The 20,911-nt window shown below is 66.3% G+C and carries 15 protein-coding genes; 2 read left to right on the top strand and 13 right to left on the bottom strand.

Features of this window, described 5'->3' with window-relative positions; all coding sequences use genetic code 11:
• Position 1 precedes the first annotated feature (1 nt).
• From epsG to QM701_RS01560, 10 genes are all read right to left on the bottom strand, one after another.
• Positions 2-904 (bottom strand): chain length determinant protein tyrosine kinase EpsG, encoded by a 903-nt coding sequence (gene epsG / locus QM701_RS01605; RefSeq protein WP_415165363.1) that lies wholly within the window; start codon positions 902-904, stop codon positions 2-4.
• Complete coding sequence (gene epsF / locus QM701_RS01600; RefSeq protein ID WP_415165362.1) at positions 901-2,316, bottom strand: chain length determinant protein EpsF; 1,416 nt, start codon at positions 2,314-2,316, stop codon at positions 901-903. Before epsF ends, epsG begins: the two co-directional genes overlap by 4 nt.
• 10 nt (positions 2,317-2,326) lie before the next feature.
• On the bottom strand, positions 2,327-3,196 hold the full coding sequence (epsE, locus tag QM701_RS01595; RefSeq protein ID WP_415165361.1) for a polysaccharide export protein EpsE: 870 nt from the start codon (positions 3,194-3,196) through the stop codon (positions 2,327-2,329).
• A gap of 21 nt (positions 3,197-3,217) precedes the next feature.
• On the bottom strand, positions 3,218-4,411 hold the full coding sequence (gene epsL / locus QM701_RS01590; protein WP_415165360.1) for an XrtB/PEP-CTERM-associated polysaccharide biosynthesis outer membrane protein EpsL: 1,194 nt from the start codon (positions 4,409-4,411) through the stop codon (positions 3,218-3,220).
• Between the two features lie 155 nt (positions 4,412-4,566).
• Entirely contained in the window at positions 4,567-5,991 is a 1,425-nt protein-coding gene (locus tag QM701_RS01585; RefSeq protein WP_415165359.1) for an undecaprenyl-phosphate glucose phosphotransferase, read from the bottom strand.
• 870 nt (positions 5,992-6,861) lie between these two features.
• Complete coding sequence (locus QM701_RS01580) at positions 6,862-8,145, bottom strand: sulfate adenylyltransferase subunit 1 (protein ID WP_415165358.1); 1,284 nt, start codon at positions 8,143-8,145, stop codon at positions 6,862-6,864.
• 14 nt (positions 8,146-8,159) lie between these two features.
• Positions 8,160-9,074 carry a sulfate adenylyltransferase subunit CysD gene (cysD, locus tag QM701_RS01575; RefSeq protein ID WP_415165357.1) on the bottom strand — a complete coding sequence of 305 codons (915 nt, stop codon included), beginning with the start codon at positions 9,072-9,074 and terminating at the stop codon, positions 8,160-8,162.
• Positions 9,071-9,820, bottom strand: a complete 750-nt coding sequence (locus QM701_RS01570; protein ID WP_415165356.1) for a phosphoadenylyl-sulfate reductase — start codon at positions 9,818-9,820, stop codon at positions 9,071-9,073. The genes cysD and QM701_RS01570 overlap by 4 nt, the downstream gene beginning before the upstream one ends.
• Positions 9,821-9,831: 11 nt before the next feature.
• Positions 9,832-10,344, bottom strand: coding sequence for a DUF934 domain-containing protein (locus tag QM701_RS01565; RefSeq protein ID WP_415165355.1), 513 nt, complete (start codon positions 10,342-10,344; stop codon positions 9,832-9,834).
• On the bottom strand, positions 10,337-12,046 hold the full coding sequence (locus QM701_RS01560; protein ID WP_415165354.1) for a nitrite/sulfite reductase: 1,710 nt from the start codon (positions 12,044-12,046) through the stop codon (positions 10,337-10,339). The genes QM701_RS01565 and QM701_RS01560 overlap by 8 nt, the downstream gene beginning before the upstream one ends.
• 115 nt (positions 12,047-12,161) lie before the next feature.
• Here QM701_RS01560 and cysB point away from each other — a divergent pair, with 115 nt between their 5' ends.
• Positions 12,162-13,109 (top strand): HTH-type transcriptional regulator CysB, encoded by a 948-nt coding sequence (gene cysB / locus QM701_RS01555; protein ID WP_415165353.1) that lies wholly within the window; start codon positions 12,162-12,164, stop codon positions 13,107-13,109.
• Positions 13,093-13,422 (top strand): hypothetical protein, encoded by a 330-nt coding sequence (locus tag QM701_RS01550; protein WP_415165352.1) that lies wholly within the window; start codon positions 13,093-13,095, stop codon positions 13,420-13,422. The genes cysB and QM701_RS01550 overlap by 17 nt, the downstream gene beginning before the upstream one ends.
• A 192-nt stretch (positions 13,423-13,614) precedes the next feature.
• Here QM701_RS01550 and QM701_RS01545 read toward each other — a convergent pair whose 3' ends face one another.
• From QM701_RS01545 to QM701_RS01535, 3 genes are all read right to left on the bottom strand, one after another.
• Positions 13,615-14,988 carry an HlyD family type I secretion periplasmic adaptor subunit gene (locus QM701_RS01545; protein ID WP_415165351.1) on the bottom strand — a complete coding sequence of 458 codons (1,374 nt, stop codon included), beginning with the start codon at positions 14,986-14,988 and terminating at the stop codon, positions 13,615-13,617.
• A gap of 145 nt (positions 14,989-15,133) precedes the next feature.
• Entirely contained in the window at positions 15,134-20,239 is a 5,106-nt protein-coding gene (locus QM701_RS01540) for a beta strand repeat-containing protein (protein WP_415165350.1), read from the bottom strand.
• 333 nt (positions 20,240-20,572) lie between these two features.
• On the bottom strand, positions 20,573-20,848 hold the full coding sequence (locus QM701_RS01535; RefSeq protein WP_415165349.1) for a hypothetical protein: 276 nt from the start codon (positions 20,846-20,848) through the stop codon (positions 20,573-20,575).
• Positions 20,849-20,911 lie beyond the last annotated feature (63 nt).

Genomic DNA, 20,911 nt, shown 5'->3' with positions numbered 1-20,911 from the left:
TTCAGCGGCGCACGTCGTTCAGCACCGAGCCGACCACGGTGCAGGTCCTGCCCAGGCCGGCGGCCAGGGAGGCGAAGGCGGGCAGCGAGGCGTGATCCTGGCGGGCCACCAGCAGCGCGCCGCCGGCACGCGCGGCCAGGGTCAGCGCGTCGGCGTACTCGCCGGCCGCCGGCGTGTCGAGCAGCACCACGTCGTAGTCGCGGCAGGCCGCCTGCAGCAGTTCGCCGAAGGCCGGGCGGCCGAGCAGTTCCTGCGGATTCGGCGGCAGGGCCCCGGCCGGCAGGACCGACAGGGCGCGCAGGCCGGGGATGCGCACCATGGCCTCGGCGCCGGCGCGGCCGGACAGCAGTTCGGACAGGCCGGCGCGGCCGTCGAGCCGGAACAGCCGGTGCTGCGCCGGGGAACGCAGGTCGGCGTCGATCAGCAGCGTGCGCTCGCCGAGCTGGGAAAAGACCACGGCCAGGTTGGCGGCGATGAAGCTGCGGCCTTCCCGCCGGCTGGCGCCGACCACGGCCAGCGCCTTGCCGGCGCGCGCCGCCTCGAACCAGCGCAGCATGAGCTGGCTGCGCAGTCCGCGCAGCTGCTCGACGATGCGCACGTCGGGGCGGTACGCGGCGACCAGGCTGCCGTCGGGCCGGGGGTCGCGGCCCGAATCTGGGTCGCCGGCGGTCAGGCACGGGTAGTCGAACTGGCGGGCGAGCGCGAAACGGATGTCCTCGCGGCTGAGCAGGCCGAGCTCGACGGCGGCGTCGCCGAAGCGGCCGCCGTGCTGCTTCTGGAAGCGCAGGATGCTTTCCGCGTCGGCCGGCGAGAGGCGGCCGGCGTCGATCAGGATGGCGCCGATCGAGCGGTCGGACGGCGTTTCCCCGAAGGCCGGCAGGGAGGGGCTGTGCATGCGGTTCATGGGGTGCTCCGGACCGGGTCGAGCGAAAGCCGCTTGAAGAAGGAGCGCCGCCGGCGGACCGGCCGCGCCGGCACGTCCGCCAGGTGGTCGATGGCCGCCAGCAGCGGCACGCCGTCGGCCAGCGCCAGGTCGCTTGCGGCGCGCACGCGGCGGTCGAGGAATTCCAGCAGCAGGGCGAACGAGGTGCCGAGCAGGGTGCCCAGCACCAGCGCGACGAGCACGTTGAGCGGAATCTTCGGACGCGAGGGATCGACCGGCACGGCGGCCGGGTTGAGGATCACCGCGTTGGTCTGCACCGACAGGCTTTCCAGGCGCGTCTGCGCCGAACGCTGGCTGGCGCCTTCGAAGGCGCGCTGCGCCGATTCGACGTCGCGGGTGAGGATGCTCACCTCGTCGCGCTGGCGGTTGAGGCCGAGCACGCGCTGCTTCTGCGCCTCGATGGCGGCGGCCAGGTCCTTTTCCTTCTGCTGGCCGATGCGGTAGGCGGTGTCGACGCTGGCCGAGATCTTGCGCGTCTCGCTGTCCAGGCGCGCCTTCAGCGCCGCCAGTTCCGACTCGGCGCGCTGCGTCTGCGGGTGGTTGCGGCCGAGATTGACGTTGCTCTCCTGCAGTTTCGATTCGAGCCGCGCGACGTCGGCCTTGAGGCTGTTGACCAGCGGGTTCTGCAGCACCTCGGCCAGGGCGCCGCCGGCCGCGCGGCTCTTGCCCCGGCTTTCGGCGTTCTGCGTCTGCACCAGCGCCAGCTGCGACGACAGTTCGTTGAGCCGGGTCGTCTCGAAGTCCAGCGTCTCCTCCGAGACGACGATGCCGGCCTTCTGGCGGTAGGCGGACAGCGCCTGCTGCGCCGCGTCCAGCCGGTCGCGCAGGGCGCGGGTCTGCTCCTCGAACCAGGCGGCGTTCTGGCGGGCGGGCTCGACCTTGAGGTCCAGGTTGACGTCGATGAAGGCCTGCGCGAAGGCGTTGACGATGCGTGCCGCCTCGTCGGCGCGGGGCGCCTTGAACACGATGTTGATGACGTTGCTCTCGCGCGAGGGCTTGACGTCGAGCTTGGTCTGCAGCCGCCCGGCCAGCCAGGCGGCGAGGTCGCCCTGGCCCTGCGTGGCCTCGCGCCACTGCTCGACGAGTTCCGGGTCCGCGTCGAGGCGCAGGCGCTCGACGACGCGCCGGGCCACGCGGTCGCTGTTGATGATGTCCACCTGGGTGGCCATGTAGCCCGGCGAGATCATGCCGGGCAGCACCAGCCCGGCGATCGGGTCGGGCGACTTGACGTCGATCACCACCGCGGTGCCGGCGGTGTACTGCTTGGGCATGACCAGGCTGACGGCCAGCGCCGCGCAGGCGGCCAGCGCCGCGGTGTACAGCACCGTCCGCCAGCGGACGCGCAGGACGAGCAGGATCTGGTGGAGCGTCATGGGGGCCTCCTCAGAAAAGGCTTTCGCGGACGTAGATCACGTCGTCCGGCCGCACGGGTTCGTTCATTTCCGGGGTCAGCTGCTGCACGGCCCCGGAGGCGGTCTTGCGGTGCAGGCGCAGCCGGCTCTCGCTGCCGCGCGCGGTCGGGCCGCCGCCCTGGGCGAGGGCCTGCATCACGGTCATGCCGCGCTCGATGCGGTAGGCGCCGGGGCGCTGCGCCTCGCCGTAGATGTAGAAGACCGGGGCGCGATGCACGTAGATGGTGTCGCCGCCGGCCAGCACGATGTCGTTTTCCGGGTGCGCGCCGATGTACAGGTCCGGGATGTCGATCTCCTTGCGGAACGGCTTGCCGTCGCGCACGCCGCTGACGATGGCCACGTCGTCGCCGGTCGGCGTGGTGCCGCCGGCCGCCGCCAGCATGTCGCTGACCCGCAGGTTGAAGGTCTCCAGCGGGAAGCGGCCGGGCCGGTTGACCTGGCCGAGCACGCTGACCTGGTTGCCGCGGATCTGCACCAGCACGATGTTCACCTGCGGCTGCTGCACGAAGCCGCCGTCCTTGAGCGCGCGCGCGATGGCCTGTTCGGCGGCGGCGATCGACAGCCCGCCGACCCGGATGGCGCCGATCAGCGGGTAGGTGATCGAGCCCGTCTCCGAGACGCGGGTTTCCAGCGCCAGGTCGGGATTCTGGAAGACCTGGATGCGGATGGCGTCGCCCTCGCCGAGCAGGTAGTCCTGCCGGTTCGGCGGTTCGGCCGCCGTGGCGGCGCCGCCGGACAGGCAGGCCAGCGCGAAGAAAAAAACGGCCAGCGCGCGGCGCAGGCAAACCGCGCCGGCCGGGAGGAAATGGCGGAAAGGGGAGAAAGCGGTCGAGTCGTTCATGGCGTGCATCGTGGTGGGCGGTCAGAAGGAGAACTGGGCCGAGACGGTGGCCGTGGAATTGTCGAAGTCGTAGGCGGCCCGGTTCGAGTCGCGCTTTTCCTTTTCCAGCGCGGCGGTGAGCAGCATGCTGCGGGAAGGCTGCCATTCGACCGCCAGCCGGGCGTTGCGCAACTGGTCCACGCGGCCGCTGTCGGGCACCTCGGCGAGCGCGCCGCGAAAGTCGCGCCGCCCCCGGTCGAACTGGCCGCGCAGCGTGGTCTTCGCGCCGATCTTCCAGGCCGCGCCGAGCGCGACGCGCTGCGTGGTCGCGTAGCTGCTGGCGTCGGACTGGTACGCGCCGAGTTCGCGGCCGGCGTTGCCGGTGAACGTGAGCTTGTCGGTGGCGCGCAGGGCGACGGAGAGGTTGCCGACCATGCCGGAATAGTCGCGGTCCGGGAAATGCTCGTGCTCGCGCGCGACGTGCACCAGGCGCCCCTGCAGCGTGGTCTTGGCGCTGACCGTCCAGCCCGCGCGGAGCTCCTGCTCGCGCTGGGTGAAGCCGTCGTCGAGCTGGTAGACCGACGAGAGGTCGGGGCGGTTGAAATATTCGCCGCGCCCGTGCCGGGCGATCAGGCTCACCGAGCTGCCGGAAAGGAAGTCGCGGCGCACGCCGGCCTCGACGGTATCCAACCGGTTGTCGGATTCCTCGAAGAAGGTCTCGCTGTTGCGGCGCTCGGTGCGCGCGACGCCGCCCAGCAGCCGCCACGCGCCGTCCACGTCGAACACCGCGTCGAGGCGGTGCTGCTCGTCGGTGCGCACGTTGCGCACGCCGTAGTTGGTGTAGTCGCTGAAACTGTTGAGCGCCTCGGTGCGCGTGCTGGTCAGGTTGCCGCGCAGCGCCGGCGTCAGCTGCCAGCGCCAGGCCGCCGCGTAGTTGCGGGCGGTGAAGTCGAGATAATCGAAGTCGCGGTAGCGGTAGTTGACCAGCGAGGCGTCCAGTTCGAAGCGTTGCAGCGAGTAGGGCTTGTTCACCTTGATGCCCAGCGTGGCGATGCCGATCAGGTCGGACTTCGACGAGCTGCCGAGCGCGGCCTGCGGGTCGGCGCCGTCGGCCAGCCGGAACAGGTTGCTCTCGTGCCGCACCGAATAGCCGGCGATCAGGTCGAAGGGATCGCCGTCGTCGGGGGTCTGGGCGTGGAGCGCCGCCGTGGCGGCGGCCAGGGTCGTGGCAAGCATGATTCGGCTCAGGCGCGGGACGAGCGCGGCACGCCCGAGCGGGCGGCGCCGGGCCGCCCGGCTCCGTGCGCCGCGCTCTCGCGTGTCGTCGTCTCTATGGATCGTTCGGATCAATCGGGGCCGCTGTCTTTCCCGCCGGAAGGCGATGTGCGTCTTCAGTACGCCGCCTGGTCGCGGAACACGACCAGCACGGTGCGCAGGATGATTTTCAGATCGAGCAGAAGCGACCAGTTGCGCAGGTAGTCGATGTCGTAATCGACGCGCGCCTGCATCTTGTCGAGCGTGTTGGTCTCGCCGCGATAGCCGTTGACCTGCGCCCAGCCGGTGATGCCCGGCTTGACCTTGTGGCGCAGCATGTAGCCGCGGATCAGGCTGCGGTACAGCTCGTTGTGCGCCACCGCGTGCGGGCGCGGCCCGACGATGCTCATGCGCCCCTGCAGGACGTTGATGAACTGCGGCAGTTCGTCGAGCGAGGTCTTGCGCAGGAAGGCGCCGAGCCGGGTGATGCGCGCGTCGTTCTTGCTGGCCTGGCGGATGATGCCGCCATCCTCGCAGACGGTCATCGAACGGAACTTGTAGACCAGGATTTCCTCGCCGTTGAGGCCGTAGCGGCGCTGCTTGAAAATGACCGGCCCCGGCGAGCCGAGCTTGATCGCCAGCGCGATGACCAGCAGCAGCGGCGAGATCAGGACCAGGATCACGCTGGCCAGCAGCTTGTCGCTGAGCCACTTGATCATCGCGTTGCGGCCGCGGAACGGCGTCTCGCACACGGAGATCACCGGCATGCCGCAGATCTCGTCCGGGTGTCCCTGGATCACATCGGTGACGAACATGTCGGGCACGAAATAGATCGACGCCGTGGTGTCCTTGAGTTCGTCGAGCACCTCGCGGATGCGCGGGTGCGAGGTCATCGGCATCGACAGGTAGATGAGCTCGATGCGGTGCTCCTTGACGAAGGCGGGCAGGTCCTTGAGGTTGCCGAGCAGCGGGTGCTGGCCGGTGGCGCCCAGCCGTTCGGCCGAGCGGTCGTCGAAGAACCCGGTCAACGCGATGTGCGCGTAGCCGGCGCCGCCGATGCGCCGCGCCAGTTCGAGTCCCTGCGGGTTCATGCCGACGATGATGGCGCGCTGCGCGCGGGACTGGATGCGGACCAGCACCGGCGCGCAGGTGCGCAGCGCCAGCTGCGCGCCGATCGAGCAGAGCGGCGCGGCGACCAGCCAGACGGCCAGCGCGCGGCTGGAAAAGTACTCGAACGAATGGGTGGCCGCGCCGAGCAGCGCCAGCAGGCCGGCGATGACCAGCCAGCCGAAGACGATGTCGAGGACCATTTTGGTGCGCGGAAACTGCAGCCGCGAGCGCCCGGGGAATGACGCGGCGAAGGTCAGCGCCGCCAGGATGAGGTAGGGCTGCGGCAGCCGGTGCTCGAAGTACAGGCCGGCCAGGCACAGCGACAGCGCCTGCATGGCCGGTTCGAGAATCATTTCGATGGCTTGCAGGAAGCTGTTCCGCGCCGGGGTTTCCAGCGTCGGGGGGAGGGAGATGCCCGGAGGCGACAGGGCTAGTGTGTTTTCTGACGACATGCTCGGGTCAAGGCGCTGAAATTCGGTCAAAAGCATGGCCTCGCGGCCGCTCGGTCCTCCCAACCGTTGGCAAGCTCCGTGCCCGTTGGCATACAGGCTAGAAAAAACAATGGGATAAGAGATGCCTGCACTGAAGCAGTGCGCGGCGGAGCGGGGGGTTTTGCGCCAAACCGGCTCCATTCCGTCGCCATCCGGCGACAGGATGATTACGGAATTATTTAAATCAAGTAGAAACAAGGGCTTGCCGTGTCGCTGAATAGCGACGCCCATTTATTTACGTCAAACTATAAAAAACAATTAACGAACGGCCGGGCGCGTGGCGGGAAAAGTTCGGTGTCATGGCATGCGATGCGGGCGGTCGTCAACATGCCGAGCGGGAAATGGTCGTTTCCTCGAAAGAAAAAAGTTGGAAAAATCAGCTAGTTGAATGCTGTTTTTCGCGGGTGCTCCAGGCGGGGTGAAGTCTGCTTTTTTCGTGAATTCCATCTCTCTGCGGTTCAGTCGAGCCACGGATGGAAAGAGATAAGTCCCGCATGTCATGTGTCTTCGCGGGCACGGGCATCGGCATTTTTTTCCTGTCGCGTCGCGCGCAGGCGACGCGGCGCGTAAACGACAGACGCCCGGCAGTGCCAGGCGCCGCAACTCCTCCCCCTTCAAGGGGGAGGCTGGGAGGGGGATGGGGTTTGGCGGGAAGAGGTAATGCGCAAACTTTACGCGCAACTTTTACCCCATCCTCACCCTGGCCCGGTTCAGTGCTGGCTTTGCACAGCCAGCCCGTCCGGACGGCGCAGAGCTATGCTCTGCGAAACCCCGTCCTCACCCCCTTGAAGGGGAGGGGAAGCACTTGCATGGTCTTTGGGGAATTCTCGTTCAGAGAATCATCCCCGCACCGACCGTGTTGTTGGTCGATTCGTCGATGACGATGAATGCCCCCGTGCTGCGGTTCCGCGCATAGGCATCCGGAAAGATCGGCTGCGCCAGCTTCAGGCTGACCTTGGCGATGTCATTCATCGCCAGCGCCTCCGCCGGCCGGCGTTCCATGGTGTTGACGTCCATGCAGAAATCGATGCCGGCGACCAGCGCCTTGCTGTCGCGCGTGGTGTGGCGCACGAGGTACTTGCGGCGCGGGTCGAGCGGCGTTTCCGAGAGCCAGCAGAGCATGGCGCCGATCTGCCGCACCGCGTCCGGCTGCTCGCCGGTGCGCACGATCATGTCGCCGCGCGAGACGTCGATCTCGTCTTCGAGCAACAGGGCGACCGACTGTTCGGCGAAGGCCGAGAGCAGCGACCGGCCCAATACCTGGATGTCCTTGACGCGCGATGCGCGGCCCGACGGCAGCACGGTCACGGCGTCGCCGACCGCGATGCTCCCGGATTCCACGCGCCCCATGAAGCCGCGGTAATCGTGCAGTTCCGGGTTGGCCGAATCCTGCGGGCGGCAGACGTATTGCACCGGGAAGCGGAAGTTCTCGGTGCGCTCGGCGTGCGAGGCTTGGGCGGTTTCGAGCAGCGCGAGCAGCGTCGGCCCCCGGTACCAGCCGAGCCGGTCGCCGCGCTCGACGACCATGTCGCCGGCCAGCGCGGACATCGGCACGAAGCGCACGTCCTCGATGCCGAGCTGGGCCGCGAAATCGCGGTAATCCGCGACGATCCGGTCGAACACCTCCTGCGCGTAGTCCACCAGGTCCATCTTGTTGACCGCCACCACCAGGTGCGGGATGCCGACCAGATGCGCGAGATACGAATGCCGGCGCGTCTGCGTCAGCACGCCCTTGCGCGCGTCGATCAGAATGACGGCGAGATCGGCGGTCAACGCGGCGGTGACCATGTTGCGCGTGTACTGCTCGTGCCCCGGCGCGTCGGCGATGATGTACTTGCGCGTGCCGGTGGTGAAGTAGCGGTAGGCCACGTCGATGGTGATGCCCTGTTCGCGCTCGGCCTGCAGCCCGTCGGTCAGCAGCGAGAGGTCGATGGCCTCCATGCCGCGCTTCTTAGAGGTGCGCTCGATGGCGTGCAGCGTGTTGACCAGGATCGCCTTGGTGTCGTAGAGCAGGCGGCCGATCAGCGTGCTCTTGCCGTCGTCCACGCTGCCGCAGGTGAGGAAGCGCAGCAGGCCGTGATCGGTGAGTTGCGGGAGTTTTTCCGGTGCGTTCATGGGGGATTCCGTTTTCAGAAATAGCCTTCCTTCTTGCGCTGCTCCATCGACGCTTCCGAAGTCTGGTCGTCGAGGCGCGTGGCGCCGCGTTCGGTGATCGTCGTCTCGGCGGTCTCGGCGATGATCCTGGCGACCGTGTCGGCGTCGGATTCGACCGGCGCCGTGCAGGTGATGTCGCCGACCGTGCGGAAGCGCACCTTGAGATGTTCCACCGTGTCCTCCGGCCGCGCCGGAGTGATGTCCGTCACCGGCAGCAGGCCGCCGTTCCTGCGCACCACCGGCCGGACGTGCGCGTAGTAGATCGACGGCAGTTCGAGGCTTTCGCGCTCGATGTACTGCCACACGTCGAACTCGGTCCAGTTGGAAATCGGGAAGACGCGGATGTTCTCGCCCTTGAAAGCGCGCGCGTTGTACAGGTCCCACAGCTCGGGACGCTGGTTCTTCGGGTCCCACTGGCCGAACTCGTCGCGAAAGGAGAAGATGCGCTCCTTGGCGCGTGCCTTTTCCTCGTCGCGCCGCGCGCCGCCGATGCAGGCGTCGAAGCCGAATTCCTCGATCGCTTCGAGCAGCGTCACCGACTGGTGCTTGTTGCGCGACTCGTCCGGCGATTTCAGCACCACCGTGCCGCGCCGCATCGAATCCTCGACCGAGCGCACGATCAGCCGCTCGCCGAGCTCGGCGGCACGCCTGTCGCGGTAGTCGGTCACTTCCCTGTAGTTGTGGCCGGTATCGATGTGCATCAGCGGAAAGGGAAAGCGGCCGGGCCGGAAGGCCTTTTCGGCGATGCGCAGCATGCAGATCGAATCCTTGCCGCCGGAGAACAGCAGCACCGGGTTGGCGCACTGGCCGGCCACTTCGCGCATGATGTGGATGGCCTCGGATTCGAGCCAGTCGAGGTGGGTCAGCGTTTGTTTGGTCAGCGTGGTCATACGTGGGCTTTCAGGGGTGTGCTTTTCTTCACATGCAGTCCGCATTCCTTGGTGTCGGCGTCCTCCCACCACCAGCGGCCGGCGCGCACGTCCTCGCCGACGGTGATGGCGCGCGTGCACGGCGCGCAGCCGATGCTGGCGTAATGCCGGTCGTGCAGCGCGTTGTAGGGCACGCCGTTGAGCCGGATGTAGGCCCACACCTCGCGCTCCGTCCAGTCGGCGAGCGGGTTGAACTTTTCCAGGCCGTTGGCCTCGTCGTACGCCTGCGCCGGCAGGCCCTGGCGCGTCGCCGACTGCTGCGCGCGCATGCCGGTGATCCAGGCCTTCTTCCCGGCCAGCGCGCGCTGCAGCGGTTCGACCTTGCGCGCGTGGCAGCAGGCCTTGCGCAGCTCGACCGACTCGTAGAAGGCGTTGATGCCGTGCTCGCGCACGTAGGCCTCGACCGCCTCGTGGCGCGGGTAATACACGGTCAGCGCCAGTCCGTAGTGCGTGCGGATCTCGGCCATCAGGTCGTAGGTCTCGGGCGGCAGGCGGCCGGTGTCGAGCGAGAAGTTCCCGATGTCGAGCTTTTCCCGCGCGATCAGGTCGGTGAGCACCATGTCCTCGGCGCTCAGGCTGTTGGCCAGCGCGGCCGGCCGGTAGTCGGCGGCGATGCTGCGCAGCAGTGCGGCGGCCGCTGCGGTCTTTTGCGCCAGCGCTGCCAGCAACGCGGCGTCGCCGAGGTCGGGGTCGCGGATCGGATGCATGCGGCCGTCCCTCAGGCGGAGCGCCGCCGGAACAGCGGCAGCGGCTGGTCGGCGGCGGCCTGGTACGCTTCGGGGAAATCGCCGAAGCCGGCCAGCGCCTCCTCGATGTCCTTGTCGGCGCGCACGGCGTAGGCGTCGAAACCGACGCGCCGCATGAAGAACAGCTGGTCGCGCAGCACGTCGCCGATGGCGCGCACTTCGCCCACGTAGCCGTAGCGTTCGCGCAGCAGGCGGGCCGTCGAGTAGCCGCGCCCGTCGGCGAATTTCGGGAAGTTGACGGCGATGACGGCGAAATGATCGAGGTCGGCGGCGATCGCCTCCGGCCCTTCGCCGGCGTCGAGCCAGACGCCGGCCGGCACGCCGCGCGCCAGGATTTCCTCCCGGCGCGCCTGCCAGACGGACAGCGGCACCAGCACTTCGGCGCCGGAGGGCAGGGCGACCGACGCGGGCGTTTCGCCCTCGGCCAGCTTGAGCACCTGCCAGGCGTCGTTGACGATCCGGTCGTTCTTGATGATCTTAGGCATGGGCGGCTCCTGCGTCGGCGGTGGCGGTCTTGCGGCGGTCGCGGCCGGCGTAGGCGCGCTCCTTGAACGGCTCGATGCCGATGCGCCAGAAGGTGTCGATGAAGCGCTCGTCCTCGGTCCGGTTGTCGACGTAGACGGCGATCAGCGCGGAAATCACGTCCGCCACTTCCTCGGCCGCGAACGACGGGCCGATCACCTTGCCGATCGTCGCATCGTTGCCCTGCTGGCCGCCGACCGTGATCTGGTACCACTCCTCGTCGTTCTTGTCGACGCCGAGGATGCCGATGTTGGCGACGTGGTGGTGGCCGCAGGAATTCATGCAGCCGGAAATGTTCAGCGAGATTTCGCCGAGGTCGTGCAGGTAGTCGAGGTCGTCGAAGCGCTCCTGCACGGCCAGTGAGATCGGCACCGAGCGGGCGTTGGCCAGCGCGCAGAGATCGCCGCCGGGGCAGCAGATCATGTCGGTCAGCAGGCCGACGTTGGCGGTGGCGAGGCCGTGCGTGCGGGCGATGCTCCACACCTCGAACAGGTCCTGCCGGCGCACGTCGGCGAGTACCACGTTCTGCTCGTGCGTGACGCGCAGTTCGCCAAAGCTGAAACGCTCGGCGAGCCCGGCAACGGCCTCCATCTGGTCGGACGTGATGTCGCCCGGCGCCTGGCCCGTCGCCTTCAGCGACAGCGTCGCGGCGGCGTAGCCGGGCACCCGGTGCGCATGCACGCTGCGCTTCACCCAGGCGGCGAAGGCCTTGTTCTCCGCCACGGCGGCGGCAAAGCCCGCATCGTCGGCCGGCAGCGATTCATACGGCGGCGGCGCGAAATGCGCGGCGACGCGCTCGAACTCCGCGTCGGTCAGCGTCTCCGGGCCGTCCTTGATGAAGCTCCATTCCTCCTCGACCTGGCGCGCGAATTCCTCGACGCCGAGCGCGTTGACCAGGATCTTGATGCGCGCCTTGTAGATGTTGTCGCGGCGGCCGTAGCGGTTGTAGACCCGCAATAGCGCATCCAGGTAAGTCAGCAGGTGCCGGCGCGGCAGGAAGTCGCGCACCAGCTTGCCGGTCATCGGCGTGCGTCCCAGCCCGCCGCCGGCAAACACGCGCACGCCGATCTCGTCCGCATCGTCGCCGCCGCCGCGCACCACCTCGATGCCCACGTCGTGCACGCGGATCACCGCACGGTCCTCGGCCGCGGCGTTGACCGCGATCTTGAACTTGCGCGGCAGGAAGGCGAATTCCGGATGGAAGGTCGACCACTGGCGCAGAATCTCGCAATACGGGCGCGGGTCGGTCAGCTCGTCGGGCGCGATGCCGGCGAACTGGTCGGTGGTGATGTTGCGGATGCAGTTGCCGGAGGTCTGGATGGCGTGCATCTGCACGGTCGCCAGCTCGCCCAGGATGGCCGGCGTCTCCTCGAACTTCGGCCAGTTGAGCTGCATGTTCTGGCGCGTGGTGAAATGGCCGTAGCTCTTGTCGTAGCGGCGCGAAATGTCGGCGAGCTTCCTCAACTGCGCCGCGGCGAGCTGGCCGTAGGGAATGGCGATGCGCAACATCGGGCCGTGGCGCTGGATGTACAGGCCGTTTTGCAGGCGCAGCGGGCGCAGTTCGTCGTCGGAAAGCGTGCCGGCCAGATTGCGGTCGATCTGGCCGCGATACTGGGCGACGCGCGCGTTGACGAGCTGCTGGTCAATGCTGTCGTAGCGATACATGGTGGACGGTTCCGTGTCTCAGGATGAATCGATCCGCGCATGGTAGTGCGTATGACTTGAACAAAAAAGAATATTAAGTTAGGTTATTAGAACTTAATGTTATTTGGACTGTGCAATGAAACTACAGCAGTTGCGCTATCTGGTCGAAGTGGCGCGCAGCGGACTCAACGTCTCGGAAGCCGCCGAGACCCTGTTCACCTCCCAGCCCGGCGTGTCGAAGCAGATCAAGATGCTGGAGGACGAGCTGGGCGTCGTCGTCTTCGAACGCAGCGGCAAGCGGCTCACCGCGATCACCGAACCGGGCCGGCGCGTGCTCGACATCGCCGCGCGCATCCTGCAGGAAGTCGCCAACATCAAGCGGGTCAGCGAGGAATACGCGGGCGGCGACAGCGGCAGCCTGATCATCGCCACCACCCACACCCAGGCGCGCTACGCCTTGCCGACCGTGGTCAAGCGCTTCATCGAGCGGCATCCGGAAGTCCGCCTGTCGATGCACCAGGGCAACCCCACGCAGATCGCCGAATGGACGCTCAAGGGCGAGGCGGACATCGCCATCGCCACCGAATCGCTCGACCAGTACCCGCAGTTGGTGATGCTGCCCTGCTACCAGTGGGGGCACAGCGTCGTCGCGCCGGACGGGCATCCGATCCTGGAGGAGGGCGACATCACGCTCGCCTCGCTGGCGCGCTGGCCGCTGATCACCTACGATCCGGCCTTCGCCGGCCGGTCGCTGATCAACCGCGCGTTCGAGCGGGCCGAACTGGTCCCGAACATCGTCCTGGCGGCCATCGACGCCGACGTGATCAAGACCTACGTCAGCCTCGGCCTCGGCCTCGGCATCATCGCCGGCATGGCCTACGACCCGGCGCGCGACCAGGGGCTGCAGGCGCGCGACGTATCGCAGCTGTTCGGGCTGAACACCACGCGCATCGGGCTGCGCCGGGGCACCTACCTGCGCCGCTTCGAATACGAATTCATTGAACTGTTCGCCTCGCACCTGTCCAAACGGGCCGTTGACATGGCGATGGAAGGCACGGGAGCGGATGATGCCTATCAACTTTAACTTCGATTCATCGGGCCGGCCGCCGCAAAGCCTCGCCGCCCGCATCGTCGGCGGGGTATGCGCGGTGATCGCCTTCGGCGTGGCACTGATGTTCTCCGCCGTCGTCTTCGTCGGCCTCGTGCTGGCCGCGCTGGCGTTCTGGGGTTACTTCTGGTGGAAAACCCGCGCCCTGCGCCGGGCGATGCAGGAACAGATGCGCGCCCAGGGCTTCGACCCGCCCCCCGGCGAACCCCCGCGCAACGCCCCGACCGACGCGGACATCATCGAGGGCGAAGCCGTGCGGGTGGACGAGGAGCGCAAACGGATCGAGTGAAGCGTCGGCGGGCGTTCCTTCTCCTGGGCATTCGCACAAGCGCTTCGCCGCCGACTCCCTCCCCTTCAAGGGGGTGAGGACGGGGTTTCGCAGAGCACCGCTCTGCGCCGTCCGAACGGGCTGGCTGTGTAAAGCCAGCACTGCTGGGTTGGGGTGGGGATGGGGTGCTTGGCCGCTCCCCTATCCGCCGTCCTACCGTTCCCGTCCCGCCTCATGCCACGCCTTGCGCACGGGCGAGAGCAGGTACTCCATGACGGTGCGGGTGCCGAGCAGGATTTCGGCGTTGGCCTGCATGCCGGCGGAGAGCGGAAAGCGCCGGCCGTCCATCTCCAGCTCCATGCGCGCGAGCGTGACCAGCGCCTTGTAGCGCAGCGGCGCGGCCGCGCCGGCGGACTTGTCGCCGGACGCCGCGCCGGTGCCGGCATTGTCCGCCGCATCCGCGCTGACGTGCTCCACGGTGCCCTCGGCCATGCCGTACTTCTGGAACGGATAGGCGGCGAACTTCAGCTTCACGCGCTGGCCGGGCCGCACGAAGCCGATGTCCTCGTTGCTCACCCACACCTCGGCGCGCAGCGTCTCCTCCTTCGGCACCAGCGTCACCAGCACTGTGCCCGGCTGCACCACCGCGCCGGCGGTGTGCGTCGCCAGCTCCTTGACCACGCTGTCCTGCGGCGCCTTCAGTTCCTGCAGGCCCTGCCGGTGCGCCTGCTTGGCGATCTCCTGAGCCAGCTTCTCGGCCTGACCGTGCAGTTCGTTGCGTTCCGCGTGCAACTGCCGGCGGTAATCCGAATCGATCTGCGCTAGCCGTTTCTCCGACTGGGTGACGTAGGCGCGGTTGGAGGCGACGAGGTGCACCTGATTTTGCAGTTCCTGCTCCCGCTCGATGCGCTCGCGCTTCTTGTCGCTGGCCATCAGCGTGCCGGCGAAGCCGTCCTTGGCCAGTTTCTCGAAAGCCGCGTCCTGCGCCCGGTAATGCGGCAGGATGGCTTCGAGCTTCTCCCGCACCTGCTCGGACGAGGCGAGATCGTGCCGGTAGCGCACCAGCCGGCTGTGCTCCTCTGCCAGCGCCGCCTCCAGCGCCGCCCGGTTGGCGCGGTACTGGGCGGCGATCTCGCGGTAGAGCGCCGGCGGGTCGCCGGCCTCTTCGGCGAAGGGCCGGTTGGCGATCTCCGCATCGATGCGGCGCAGGGACAGGCGCTTGCGGCGGTACTCGGCGTCGAGCGCCTGGGCGTCGGCGTCGGCGATCAAGGGGTCCATGCGCAGCAGCGCCTGTCCGGCGCGCACGGCGTCGCCCTCCTTGACCAGGATATCCTTGACGATGCCCGACTCGGCGGGCTGGACGATCTTGAGGTAGCTCTGCGGGATGAGCTTGCCCTCGGCCACGGCGACGATATCGAGTTGCCCGACGAGCGCCCAGACGAGCAGCGCGGCGAGCAGGGACAGGAGCAGCCAGAGCACCTGGCGGCCCAGCGGATTGGGCGGCGTTTCGGTCAAGCGCAGGAGCGGCGGCGAGAAAGCCAGCGGATCGGGATCGCGGGGCGAGAGGCGTTGGGTCAGGGCAGGCACAGGATGGCTCAACATTTCAAAGCGAAGGAATGAAGGCAGACAATCGCAGGATCAGACACTCCCTCCCCTTCAAGGGGAGGGCCGGGGTGGGGATGGGGTACGCAGGCCGGCCCAGCCGACCTCATCCCCACCCCAACGCCATCCCTCAGCCCAGCCGCACCGTTCCGGTCTGCAGTGACGCCGGGTCGTGCAGCGTCTGCGCCTGGGTGCCGAAGCCGGCCTCGCCGATGACGCCCTGCGCGACCGCGAGGCCGAGGCCGGCGAGGGAACCGTTCCGGCCGTACTGGTAGGCAAGGTCGCCGCCCAGCGCGGCGGTGTCCGACCCGGCCAGCTGGAACTGCGTCAGGGCATGGGTCAGCGCCCAGGCGGAGAGTCCCGGATTGGCCGTGCGCGCCGCATCGAACGCCCCGACCAGACCGGCGAAGTTGAAGGTCTCCACCTTCTGGTCGAGCAGCGGATCGCTGCCGCCGGCCGCGAAGGCATCCATCGCCTCGGCGATCACCTGCAGGTTGACCACCGGCTTCGACGGCGAGGCGGCGTACCAGTCCTTGAAGGTGATCCGGTCGTCCGCGCCCAGCTTGAGCACGAGGTCGTTGGCCGACTTGGCGAAGGCCAGATCGCCATAGGCAAAGTTGCCGCCGAGCGAGAGGGTATCGGCGCCGGTGCCGCCGGCGGCGAAGGTATCCTGCCCGTCGCCCTTGTTGAAGCAGATCACGTCGTTGCCGGCGCCGGTGGTGTAGGTATCGTTGCCGGTACCGCCGATGAACACCTCGGCGGAGGCGCCGCCGGTGAGCGTGTCGCTCCCCGCGCCGCCGTCGAACAATGCCGTCCCCGACGTGTCGGTCAGGGTATCGTTGCCCGCACCGCCTTGCAGGATGTCGTTGCCGGCCAGTCCCTCGATCGTATCGTTGCCCAGACTGCCGGAAAAGAGATCGTTCCCGATCGTGCCGCGCAACGTGTCGTTGCCGTCGGTGCCCGCGAAAGCCTTGGCTTTGAGGGTGGTGATGTCCCAGACGGTGCCGTCGTCGAACTTGAACTGCTGCACGCCGTTGTAAATGCTGCCCGGATCGTCGGCGTAGAAGAAACCGCTGATCGTCACCTTGTCGGTGGTGCCGACGATGGAGACTTCCAGGGCGCGATTGCCGCCCCAATAGCTGTCGTAGGCCTGGCGGAGCACGATGTCGGAGGGCAGGATACCGGCCTTGAACTGCAAGGTACTGAGCTTGCCGGCCGTGGCGTCGTAGGTGGTACCGGTAATCAGGTCTTGCCCGTCACCCTTGCCGAAGAGATAGGTGTTGTTGCCCACTCCGCCGGTCAAGGTGTCGTTCCCTGTTCCTCCATCGAGCGTATCGTCGCCGACGCCTCCATCCAGCATATCGTTGCCGAGGCCTCCGTTGAGAGTGTCGTTACCGGCCTCGCCATACAGGGCATCATTGCCGTCGCCGCCGAGCAGTACATCATTACCGGCCGCTCCGTTGAGGGTATCGTTGCCTAGGCCACCGTTCAACGTCTCGGCTGCGATTGTGCCGCGCACCACGTCGTTGCCGTCAGTGCCAGCGTACAACTGGGCCAGGATGTCGGTCATCTTCCACACGGTACCGTCGTCGAACCTGAACTGTTGCACGCCGTTGTAGATGCTGCCCGGATCGTCGGCGTAGAAGAAGCCGCTGATCGTCACCTTGTCGGTGGTACCGGCGATGGAGACTTCCAGGGCGCGGTTGGCGCCCCAATAGTTGTCGTAGGCTTGGCGGATCACGATGTCGGAGGGCAGGATACCGGCCTTGAACTGTAAAGTGCTGAGCTTGCCGGCTGTGGCGTCGTAGGTGGTGCCGGTGATCAGGTCCTGTCCGTCGCCCTTGCCGAAGAGGTAGGTGTTGTTGCCCACTCCACCGGTCAGGGTGTCGTTTCCTGTGCCACCGTCGAGAAGGTCGTCACCGACGCCTCCGTCCAGCAAGTCGTTGCCGAGGCCCCCGTTGAGAATGTCGTTACCCGTCTCGCCATACAGGGCATCATTGCCGTCGCCGCCTTGCAGCACATCGTTGCCGGCTGCCCCGTTGAGGGTATCGTTGCCCAGGCCACCGTTCAACGTTTCGGCCGCGATCGTGCCGCGCACCACGTCGTTGCCGTCAGTGCCGGCGTACAGCTTGGCCAGGATGTCGGTCATTTTCCACACGGTGCCGTCGTCGAACTTGAACTGCTGGACGCCGTTGTAGATGCCGCTCGGATCGTCGGCGTAGAAGAAGCCGCTGATCGTCACCTTGTCGGTGGTGCCGGCGATGGAGACTTCCAGGGCGCGGTTGGCGCCCCAATAGTTGTCGTAAGCTTGGCGGATCACGACCTCCGACGGCAGCACGCCGGCCTTGAACTGCAGGGTACTGAGTTTGCCGGCTGTGGCGTCGTAGGTGGTGCCGGTGATCAGGTCCTGCCCGTCGCCCTTGCCGAAGAGGTAGAGGTTGTTGCCCACTCCACCGGTCAGGGTGTCGTTTCCTGTGCCGCCATCGAGCGTATCGTCGCCGACGCCTCCGTCCAGCATGTCGTTGCCGAGGCCCCCGTTGAGGGTGTCGTTGCCGGCCTCGCCATACAGACTGTCGGCACCGTCGCCGCCAAGTAGCACATCGTTGCCCGCCGCTCCGTTGAGGGTATCGTTGCCCAAGCCGCCGTTCAATGTTTCGGCCGCGATCGTGCCGCGCACCACGTCGTTGCCGTCAGTGCCGGCGTACAGCTTGGCCAGGATGTCGGTCATTTTCCACACGGTGCCGTCGTCGAACTTGAACTGCTGGACGCCGTTGTAGATGCCGCCCGGATCGTCGGCGTAGAAGAAGCCGCTGATCGTCACCTTGTCGGTGGTGCCGGCGATGGAGATTTCCAGAGCACGGTTGCCGCCCCAATAGTTGTCGTAGACCTGGCGGATCACGACCTCCGAAGGCAGCACGCCGGCCTTGAACTGCAGGGTACTGAGCTTGCCGGCCGTGGCGTCGTAGGTGGTACCGGTGATCAGGTCCTGTCCGTCACCCTTACCGAACAGGTAGGTGTTGTTGCCCAATCCGCCGTACAGCACGTCGTTGCCGGCGCCGCCGTCCAGGATGTCGTTGCCGTTGTCGCCGTACAACGTGTCGGCGCCATCCCCGCCGAACAATTTATCGTCACCTGCCGCACCATTAATCGTGTCGTTACCCAAGCCGCCCGAAAGGAGGTCGTTCCCGATCGTGCCGCGCAGGGTGTCGTTGCCGTCGGTACCCCCAAAAACCTTGGCCTTGAGCGTGGCGATGTCCCAGACGGTGCCGTCGTCGAAGCGGACCTGCTGTACCGAGTTGTAGGGCGTGGCCGGGTCGTCGCCATAGAAGAAGTACTGCACCGTGATCCGGTCGGTCGTGCCGGCCACGCGGAGGACCAGGTCGTTGTCCACGCGTGTCACCGTCACCTCGGCTGGCAGCACGCCGGCCTTGAACTGCAGGACGTTGAGCTTGCCGGCCGTGGTGTCGTGGCTGGTGCCAATGATGTCCTGTCCGTCGCCCTTGCCGAAGAGGTAGATGTTGTTACCCAATCCGCCGTACAGCACGTCGTTGCCGGCGCCGCCATCCAGGATGTCGTTGCCGTTGCCTCCATTGAGCGTGTCGTTGCCTGCCCCGGCGGAAATGATGTCCGACGTTGCTCCGCCATTCAGCGTGTCGTTCGCGTCGGTGCCGATCCTGAATTCGGGGACGACGTCCGGGCTTCCTGCGAACACCGCCGCCAATCCGGCCTTGAGCGCTTCGAGCTGCCCGCTGGCCCTGGCCTCGTTGGCCCAGGCGACGAGTTTCTGTGCGGAATTCCAGCCGAGCGTGGCGCCGTAGCTGTTGAGGTCCAGTGCGTCGGTGAAGGCGCGCACGCGGTCGGTGGCATAGAGGGCGTCGAGCGCGGCGGTCATGGCGCTGTAGTCGAGCCGGATGCCGTTTTGGTCGATGGTCAGGCTGATCTGGTCGAGGTAGGGTTTCAGGCGCGTTTCCAGCACCAGGCCGGCGTAGATGGATTCCTTGAGCTGGGTGTAGCTCTGTTCGAGCAGGGTGACCTGGGCGGCGCTGAGGGTGACGAAAGCGTACGGCACGATGTCGGCGCCGGTCATGCCGCCGCTGCCGCCCGAGCCGGTCCCCGCTCCCGCGCTCACGCTGACCGTCGCCCCGGCGCCGGTGGTGACGCGGTCGTTGCCGACGGTGACGAAGAGGGTGCCGTTGAACTTTTCGAGGATGCCGATCAGGTTGCGGAGGTAGGCCGCCTTGGCGTTGAAGGTGGCGACGGCATCGCTGAAGTGGTCGTTGCCGGGGTCCGCGCGGTAGTCGGCGGCGGTCAGGCCCGGCGGCAGGTAGGCGATGCGGAAGTTGCGGCCTTCGGCCTCGTCCATGGAAGTCTTCATGGACGAGGTGCCGGCCCAATGGGCGATGAGGCTGTCGAGGGCGCTCAGCATCTGGGTGCGGGAGAGGCCGGCGAGGGCATTGACGTCGGAGACGATGCGGGCATCGAGGCTGGCGGCTTCGCGCAGGTCACGGACCATGCCGGAGCCCTGCATGCCGGGGAGGGCCTTGGCGGCGTCGGAGAGGGGGACGGCCTGGGTGAAGTCGCTGTAGAAGGGATTGTCGGCGAGGTTGAGGTTGCCGGCGGTGCCGGTGGTGCCGTCGGTCTTGGTGTAGGTGCCGGTGGCGGTCAGGGTGTTGCCGCCGGCGAGGCCGGTATTGGTGGCGGTGTTGGCGAGGTTGATGCTGGCGATGCCGGCGTCGGTGAGGCTGAGTAGTTCGCCGGCATCGGAAATGCCGTCCTGGTCGAGGTCGCGCCAGAGTTTGACGTGGGCGAACTGGTCGTCGGCGGCGGAGAAGAGGCCGTCGTGGTTGGAATCGAGGTCGGCGAGGGCGGCGAAGCCGTTGGCGGCTTTCTGGCCGTTGGCAAGGACGGTATCGACGCCGAAGAGTTCGCGGCCGGAATCGATGATTCCGTTGCCGTTGCGATCGAGGACAAGAAGGGCGTCGTCGCCCTTGACCCAGCCGGTACCGGTGCGCACGCCGTCGCCGTCGTGGTCGAAGAGGGTGGTGTTGGTGGAGGCGATGCCGGTGGTTTCGAGGCCGTCACCATCGAGGTCGAGGGCCAGGGGGTCGACTTGTCGCCAATTGCGGCCGGAGAGATAGGTGGTGTTGGTGTTGGGGTCGATCTCATCGGCGTAAGCCTGGTTGGTACCCCACTTGATTGTCTGAGCAGCTCCAATTGCTCTCGCAGCCTTTACCATCAGTCCTACAGCTCTGCCTGCTGGGCAAAATACCTGTCCAACAGCAGCCCCAATGGCAATAACATTACCAGCCAAATTTAACCAATCTTCGATATCTGTGCTTCTTCCGTTTTGGATGTCTGCCTCAATTTTCCCTATAGCCAACATTGCTGCGGTAGCGTTAGCCCCGCCTGAGGCAAGAGGAGAGGCCAGCCATGTGGCAAGTCCAGCGCCCAACTGAATAATATTGTTCAACTTATCAACTGCATTGTTTGAGTTATATGCCGATTGTAATCCTGTCATAAGTTGAATGGCATTTAGTCCGGCATCTACTGCGTTCCCCATTCCCATGATTTATCCTTTTCTAAAAATTAAGAACACAAACTCAATGAAAATATAAATAAACCCCAGTCCACCACCAATCCATCGTGAAATTAAACTGATTCTCCAAAGATATAGTTGTGATTTTTTCAAACCACTTGGCGAAAAATCATTGCTGTTTTTAAGCCATGCCTGGTATTGAGCTGATTGTCTTCCGTATTTTTCAACCGAACTGGAATATATGTTACCTACAACAACACAAATAACACCAAAGAAACCACATCCCCAAAGAAGCCATATTGTTCTCATATAGAATTTCACCCTAAACGTATAAATTACAAATAGGTAAGTGACATTTCAATATTTCATCGT

The organism is Propionivibrio sp. (assembly GCF_047602565.1).
Lineage (GTDB): Bacteria > Pseudomonadota > Gammaproteobacteria > Burkholderiales > Rhodocyclaceae > Propionivibrio.
This window is presented reverse-complemented; position numbering and strand designations above follow the sequence as displayed.